General features: G+C 58.8%; 5 protein-coding genes. 1 reads left to right on the top strand and 4 read right to left on the bottom strand.

Annotation, left to right across the window (positions count from 1 at the left end):
• Nucleotides 1-149 precede the first annotated feature (149 nt).
• From ACP7BL_RS17690 to istA, 4 genes are all read right to left on the bottom strand, one after another.
• A complete protein-coding gene (locus ACP7BL_RS17690) occupies nt 150-506 on the bottom strand; it encodes a hypothetical protein (protein WP_400135588.1) in 357 nt (118 codons plus the stop codon).
• Nucleotides 503-1,759, bottom strand: coding sequence for an aromatic ring-hydroxylating oxygenase subunit alpha (locus ACP7BL_RS17685; RefSeq protein WP_426258914.1), 1,257 nt, complete (start codon nt 1,757-1,759; stop codon nt 503-505). The genes ACP7BL_RS17690 and ACP7BL_RS17685 overlap by 4 nt, the downstream gene beginning before the upstream one ends.
• Nucleotides 1,760-1,963: 204 nt before the next feature.
• Nucleotides 1,964-2,743 carry an IS21-like element ISRsp3 family helper ATPase IstB gene (gene istB, locus ACP7BL_RS17680; protein WP_006955904.1) on the bottom strand — a complete coding sequence of 260 codons (780 nt, stop codon included), beginning with the start codon at nt 2,741-2,743 and terminating at the stop codon, nt 1,964-1,966.
• Entirely contained in the window at nt 2,733-4,253 is a 1,521-nt protein-coding gene (istA, locus tag ACP7BL_RS17675) for an IS21-like element ISRsp3 family transposase (RefSeq protein ID WP_032490240.1), read from the bottom strand. Before istA ends, istB begins: the two co-directional genes overlap by 11 nt.
• A gap of 429 nt (nt 4,254-4,682) precedes the next feature.
• Between istA and ACP7BL_RS17670 the strand changes: the two genes are divergently transcribed.
• Nucleotides 4,683-5,108, top strand: coding sequence for a hypothetical protein (locus ACP7BL_RS17670; protein ID WP_426258913.1), 426 nt, complete (start codon nt 4,683-4,685; stop codon nt 5,106-5,108).
• Nucleotides 5,109-5,204: the final 96 nt, after the last annotated feature.

Below are 5,204 nucleotides of genomic sequence, written 5' to 3'. Positions count from 1 at the left end.
TGGGCCCTCGGCGCTGACGGAGGCCATGGGCATGCTCAACCACCATTTCGCAGCAGCCGCCTGATCGGCGCAGAGCGACAGCCTACCTCTGACTGCCGCCAATCTTTGCAACAGAGCCCATCCGATTGCCTCCCGAAAAACTTTGTGCCTCAGCCGAACGGCGCGACGCCGCTCAGCACGCGGATGCCATGCGGGAATGGCGTGTTGGGAGCTTGCGGCTGCCCGTGAACCTCCACCGCCATCGACGCTTGTCCTAGCGATAGCAGCAGGCAGAAAAGCGTCGCGTTCTCGCCTTCGATCGCATCCAGCGGAAAAGGTTTGAGATAATCGAGTATCGCTGGCGCGCGCTCGACCATGACGTCGTAAAGGAGCATGATGTCTTCCATCGAAGCTTCGCAGCGCGCCTTGGTGCGCGCCTCGATGGTTCGCCCCGCCCAACGGTCCACCAGCGGCTCGAGATCCTTGAACCCGGCGGGCAGGGTGGTCGCGATGTTCGCGTCGGTCATGCCAGCGCCTCCCGCACGGTGCTCGCCTTCACCCATTTATCGAGGGTTGAATGGAGATGGCGAATGGCGACCTCATTTTCCTGCAGATACATGAAGCCCTTTGCGCGCGATTGCATGCCTTTCTGGGTACGGGCGACATTGGCCAGATCCTCGAGCGCCACCTCGACGATCCGGCTGATGAAAAGCTCCTGCCGGAAGCGTTCGGCAACGGTCGCCGCAGGCGGCACGTAGAAGCGCGCTTCATACCGCGTGGTCTTGTGCGACGTCGGCCAGAAATTATGTGTCCAGAAACCGCCCGGCCCGAAGTCGATATGGACGTGCGGAAAGACATGGTAGACGTCCTGCGCCCAACTCGTCGATTTGGTGGGATTGACCGCCGGATGCTCGAGAAAGCTAACCAAGGCAGGATCGTTGCTGCACGAGGTCACGCTCGCGGTGCTATGCGTATCCTGCCCCAGCCGTTCGACCTTGTTCGATGGCTTGGCAGCATAATTTGCGTTGCCATAGGTCGATATCAGCCTGTGCGCGCCGAGCATCCGCGCATCGAGCAGGTGCGCGAACGGGTTTTCGGGAGAGGCGTAGGTCGTCCCGATCGTCTCGGCGTGGATCACGGGGATGTGATAGGTCTCAATGAAGGCATCGCAGATCGCCTTCCAGTTGGCATCGATATCGACCTGGATGACGATCGGATGGCCTGCGGCGGGATATGGTATGCCCGCCATCAGGTCAGCGAGCGGACCCAGAAACTCTCGCAACGAAACCTGCGGCTCGGGCGACAGGTTGATGAAGACCCATCCTTCCCAGACCTCGGCTGCGATCGGGGTAAGTCCGCAGTTCTTCTTGTCGAAATTGAAGAAGGAGGACTCATCGGGCACGCCGACCAAGCTGCCGTCGTTCTTGTAGGTCCAATTGTGATAAGGACAGACGAACTTCCCGGCATTGCCTGATGGCTTGAGGACGACATGGCTGCCACGATGCGAGCAGACATTGTGGAAGGCCCGCACATGGCCTCCCTTGGAGCGCGTGATCAGGACATTCGCATCGCAGACATCGATGTCGCGGGTGACGAAGTCCCCCGCATTTGGGATTTCCTCCTCCCGGCCCAGCAGCAGCCAGGCGCGACGGAACACCTGCTCCTTTTCCCGCGCATAATGTTCGGGCGAGATATAGGATTCGACCGATACCGGGCCGGTCGACAAACCCGCTTCCACCGTCACGTTGGATGGCGATAACTTGAAAAGCTGCTCGTTCATGTCGACTTCCTCTCTGTCCGCTCTGCTCGCAATGGGTTATCAGTGTTGAGTTGCACTGAGAAGTGACCCGGGATTTTCATTGAGAAGTGACCCGGGATTTTCATTGAGAAGTGACCCGGGATTTTCATTGAGAAGTGACCCGGGATTTTCATTGAGAAGTGACCCGGGTGGGCGTGGATGATGTACTGCCTGCGACGAGCAGGGTCAAGCGGGTGATTTGTCCTTTCTGGATTTTGGGGCGGCGGAACTGGCTCTGAAGCGGAAGCTGTCATTGCCGGTTTCAAGGATATGGCAATGATGCGTGAGGCGATCCAGCAGGGCGGTGGTCATTTTGGCATCGCCAAAGATACTGGACCACTCGCTGAAGCTCAGGTTGGTGGTGATAACAACGCTGGTCCGCTCATAGAGTTTGCTGAGCAGATGGAACAGCATGGCCCCGCCTGAAGGGCTGAAGGGTAGATATCCCAGCTCATCAAGGATGACGAGGTCGAGGCGCAACAGACGCTCGGCCAACTGGCCCGCTCTGTTTGCGGCCTTTTCCTGCTCCAACGCATTGACCAGATCGACGGTGGAGAAGAAGCGGATCTTTTTGCGGTGATGCTCAACCGCCTGGACGCCCAAAGCCGTCGCGATGTGGCTTTTGCCGGTGCCTGGTCCGCCGATCAGTACGACGTTGTCGGCGCTATCCATAAAGTCACCACGGTGAAGTTGACGCACGAGCGCCTCGTTGACCTCACTGACGGCAAAGTCGAAGCCTGCCAGATCCTTGTAGGCCGGGAACCGGGCTGCCTTGATCTGGTAAGCAATGGACCTGACCTCCCGCTCGGACATCTCCGCCTTGAGAAGCTGTGAGAGGATCGGAACGGCAGCATCAAAGGCTGGCGCGCCCTGCTCGATCAGATCACCAGCGGCTTGCGCCATGCCATACATTTTGAGGCCACGTAGCATGACAACCACAGCGGCGCTGGCCGGATCATGACGCATGGCGTAACGCCCTCAGCGTGTCGTAGCGTTCGACATCGGCAACAGGCTCCTGGGCGAGGCGCAGGGCCTGCGGGGCATCGATTGGGGATGCCGGTGGAGCCTTGCCATCGATCAGGCGGTGCAGAACATTGAGGATGTGGGTTTTGGTCGGCACCCCAGCTTCGAGGGCCAGTTCGACGGCGCTGAGCACAGCCTGTTCGTTATGCTGTAGAACAAGGGCGAGGATTTCGACCATCTCCCTGTCACCACCGAGCCGCTTGAGCAGATGCCCCTGCAGTTGCCGGAAGGCTTCGGGCATTTCGAGGAATGGCGCCCCATTGCGCAAAGCGCCAGGCTTGCGCTGAACAACTGCCAGATAGTGCCGCCAGTCATAGATCGTCTGCCCCGGCTTCTGGTGAGAACGGTCGATAATCCGGTTGTGCTCGCACAAGATTTGCCCCTCGGCCGCGATGACCAACCGATCAGGATAGACCCGCAGGCTCACTGGCCGGTTCGCAAAGGATGCAGGAACGCTATAGCGATTGCGCTCGAACGCGATCAGGCAGGTCGGCGACACGCGCTTGGTATGTTCGACAAAGCCATCGAAGGCCCGCCCCATCGGCATCAGGCTGATAATCTCAACGGCGTGCACATCGGCAACTGTGCCGGGGAGGACGCCATGCTGGATTTCTCCCCATTGTGCGATGCACCGCTCTTCCAACCAGGCATTGAGGGCATCAAGATCTGGGAAGTTGGGCATTGGCTGCCATAACCGTCGACGCGCATCCTGAACGTTTTTCTCGACCTGACCTTTCTCCCAGCCTGAGGCCGGATTGCAAAAATCCGTTTCGAACAGGTAGTGGCTGGCCATGGCAGCGAACCGCGCATTGACCTGTCGGACTTTGCCCTGGCCGATCCGGTCTACAGCCGTCTTCATATTGTCGAATATTCCACGCTGAGGCACGCCGCCCAGCACCCGGAAGGCCTGCGTCAGTGCGTCGAACAACATCTCGTGCGTTTGCAGCAGATAGGCTCGCGTGATGAACGCCCGACTGTGGGAGAGCTTGGTATGGGCCACCTGCAGCTTGGTAGGCCGGCCATTCAGAAGGGCGTAATCTTCACTCCAATCGAACTGAAAGGCCTCACCGGGCTGGAAGATCAGCGGTACGAATGTGCCGCGCCCACTGGTTTGCTTTTCATATTGGCGTTCGGTCTTCCACGAGCGGGCGAAGGCGGCAACACGGCTGTATGATCCCTCGTAGCCCAGCTTAACCAGATCTGCATGTAGCTGCTTGGCTGTTCGCTTCTGTTTGCGCGACTTGCCAGATTCCACCCGCAGCCACGTCGTCAGTTTTTCTGCAAACTGATCAAGCTTGCTCGGCCGTTTGGGAACCTTGAACGTCGGCTCCACCGCGTCATCGCGCAGATATTTGCGGATCGTGTTGCGCGATAATCCAGTCCGCCGCCGGATCTCGCGAATGGGGATGCCTTGCCGAAAATGCCAGCGGCGGATCACACTGAGTAGGTCCATGTCGATCACTCCGATGCCTCCTGACTGTCAGCCAGGGGCGAGGAAAACATGGGTCAATTCTCAGTGAAAACTTATAACCCTCCCGGGTCACTTCTCAGTGCAACTCAACAGCCAGACCTTCCTGGCAAGCATAATCCAGAGCCGCCTCGCGAAGGCGTGTCGTCTGCTCGGGTGAATTGACCGGTGCCGCGGAACCCAACTACCACTCCTGCTTCTGTCAATGTACGATCGTTCCCGATCGGCACTCGCTCACGATTGATGTCGAGATAGGGGCTTGCGCGGGTCTCGTAAAGTTTTTCGCCGAATTTTAAGCTCGGTGAGGCTGCGATTGCTTCTCGTAACAAAAATGCCGCGATTGAATCGTAACTGTACGGTCGTTCCGTTAACGACTCGATGGCCGCGTGGCTGTCAGCCCGAGGATTTGATGAGATGCTTTCCGATGCCGCCGGCGCGCCCTTCTCCATCGCGGTCGTGTCCGACACGCAAAATTATGTGAGTCATCGCAACCAGCGCGAAGGCGGCTTCCCCTTCGACACGCGCGAGATGCTGTACGATATGATGGCCTATCTTGCGCGCAATGCCCGGAGCGCGGGCGGCGAGATCGCCTTCGTGTCAGGTCTTGGCGACAATTGGCAGCATCCGAGCATTGCGGAGCCCGACCAGCTCAGTCTCGACCGAGGCATGAGGGCGATCGGCAATCCGGTGATCGAGGATTTGCTCCCTGCATCGCCTGAACAGTTGCTCTCGATCGAGATGCCCGCCGCTCGCGCTGCCTGGAACATCATCGCCGATCGTTTGCCGTTCTGCGTGATCCCGGGAAATCACGATTATGAGGCTCTGTTGCAAAAATCGTGAAGCTTGAGCATGCTTGGCGGAGATTGGACGGACGGAACGATGACGGATTTCAAGTGGCGCCATTTCCAGGGTGATGTGATCCTGTGGGCGGTGCGC

This window comes from Sphingomonas sp. DC1600-2 (genome assembly GCF_049897605.1).
Lineage (GTDB): Bacteria > Pseudomonadota > Alphaproteobacteria > Sphingomonadales > Sphingomonadaceae > Sphingomonas.
The sequence above is the reverse complement of the archived record's forward strand: the minus strand, read 5'-3'. Positions and strand labels throughout refer to the sequence as shown.

Coding starts and splice junctions, on each gene's coding strand:
- istA (WP_032490240.1), bottom strand. CDS start 4,253: ATGGACCTACTCAGTGTGATCCGCCGCTGGCATTTTCGGCAAGGCATC.
- istB (WP_006955904.1), bottom strand. CDS start 2,743: ATGCGTCATGATCCGGCCAGCGCCGCTGTGGTTGTCATGCTACGTGGC.
- ACP7BL_RS17690 (WP_400135588.1), bottom strand. CDS start 506: ATGACCGACGCGAACATCGCGACCACCCTGCCCGCCGGGTTCAAGGAT.
- ACP7BL_RS17670 (WP_426258913.1), top strand. CDS start 4,683: ATGCTTTCCGATGCCGCCGGCGCGCCCTTCTCCATCGCGGTCGTGTCC.
- ACP7BL_RS17685 (WP_426258914.1), bottom strand. CDS start 1,759: ATGAACGAGCAGCTTTTCAAGTTATCGCCATCCAACGTGACGGTGGAA.